2 protein-coding genes and 1 pseudogene are annotated in these 1,305 nt (G+C 45.3%); all 3 read left to right on the top strand.

Annotation, left to right across the window (positions count from 1 at the left end):
- Window positions 1-380, top strand: a pseudogene (locus tag BVJ53_RS14655) (hypothetical protein); the annotation flags it as partial.
- Window positions 377-790 carry a RusA family crossover junction endodeoxyribonuclease gene (locus BVJ53_RS14650; RefSeq protein ID WP_005688526.1) on the top strand — a complete coding sequence of 138 codons (414 nt, stop codon included), beginning with the start codon at window positions 377-379 and terminating at the stop codon, window positions 788-790. The pseudogene BVJ53_RS14655 and the gene BVJ53_RS14650, both read left to right, overlap by 4 nt.
- Window positions 791-801: 11 nt before the next feature.
- Window positions 802-1,266: a hypothetical protein gene (locus BVJ53_RS14645; RefSeq protein ID WP_014569475.1), complete on the top strand. Its 465-nt coding sequence runs from the start codon at window positions 802-804 to the stop codon at window positions 1,264-1,266.
- Window positions 1,267-1,305: the final 39 nt, after the last annotated feature.

Genomic DNA, 1,305 nt, shown 5'->3' with positions numbered 1-1,305 from the left:
ATACGAAAACTCAGCAATGATAGACATCTCAAAAAGCAAAGCATTCTCAAAATAGAGAAACAGGAGTTCAATAACCGGATCATTGTGTCAAAGAAATCAATTGTCGAGAAACGTGCGGTAGCCGGTGTTGATAATCGAGATATGCCTTCAGTCGCACTGATCAGCAGCATCAAGGCTGTAAACAAACGCGGGGAAGCTAACCGTAAGAAGTATGCAGTACAAGTTTCTGAGGCGGCAAGCAAGAGCAAACACTAACAGAGGTTGCAAAACGGATCGGGAAGTCAATAACGTTCGTGAGACGAGTGGCAAGCGAGTTTGAAATCAAGCTGCCAATCCGTAACAACGGTAATGACTATCTGAAGGACGTGAAACAAGCGTGATAAGGCTAACAATACCCGGTGAACCGGTTGCTCAAGGGAGGCCTAGGTTTTCTCGGCGAGGAAAGTATGTAAGTACGTATGATCCTCCCAAATCACGTGGCTACAAAGAATACATCAAGCAGATTGCACGTCAGGAGCTCCATATTGAGCCTCTGACGGGTTCTATCAGGATAAACGTAAAAGTATACAGAGGTATTCAAAAATCCGGTAGCAAGCTTACTAGGCGGAAAAAACAGGACGGCATCATTAGACCAACTGTTAAGCCGGATACAGACAACTATTACAAAGCGGTGTCTGATGCGCTGACCGGGATTTTGTGGGAAGACGACAACCAAATAGTCGAGATCCATGTTGGCAAATGGTACAGCGATCAACCACGTGTTGAGATTGAAGCAGAAGAGATCGATTAAGGAGAAAAATCATGAACAAAAAATTGACATTTACAGTAACTGTTTTAGCAGGACTTATGTTTGGGGCCGGTGCAACCACCATTGCCGACAATGTTTGGCAAGGTCACCAGAACATCGTGGAGACCAAAAACAATATCGACAAGCTGACGGCTAAGATTCACGCTTCAAAATCTAGCTTGTCCGATTTGCAACATCAGTTGTCTGACGCGCAGGCACAGTATGCGGCCCTAAAACAGCAATATGGAAACGACATGGCAAACAAAGATGCCCAGATTCAGCAAAAGATCGTTGAAGGCCAGCAAGCAGTTGCCCAGAAACAGGCTGAGGTCGATGCTAAGCAACAGACAATCAACGACCTTACATCACAGTTAGAAGCCGCCAAACAGGCAAACAATGACTTATCACAGGCAATCAAAGACGCGCAGAGCATCAAGGACTATTCAGATCAGGCTGTGAAGTCAGTCAGCGCGAAATGAGAGGCACACAAATGTACGTAGTAGCAGGATTAAACACAG

This window comes from Lacticaseibacillus chiayiensis (genome assembly GCF_004123795.1).
Lineage (GTDB): Bacteria > Bacillota > Bacilli > Lactobacillales > Lactobacillaceae > Lacticaseibacillus > Lacticaseibacillus chiayiensis.
The sequence above is the reverse complement of the archived record's forward strand: the minus strand, read 5'-3'. Positions and strand labels throughout refer to the sequence as shown.

Coding starts and splice junctions, on each gene's coding strand:
- BVJ53_RS14645 (WP_014569475.1), top strand. CDS start 802: ATGAACAAAAAATTGACATTTACAGTAACTGTTTTAGCAGGACTTATG.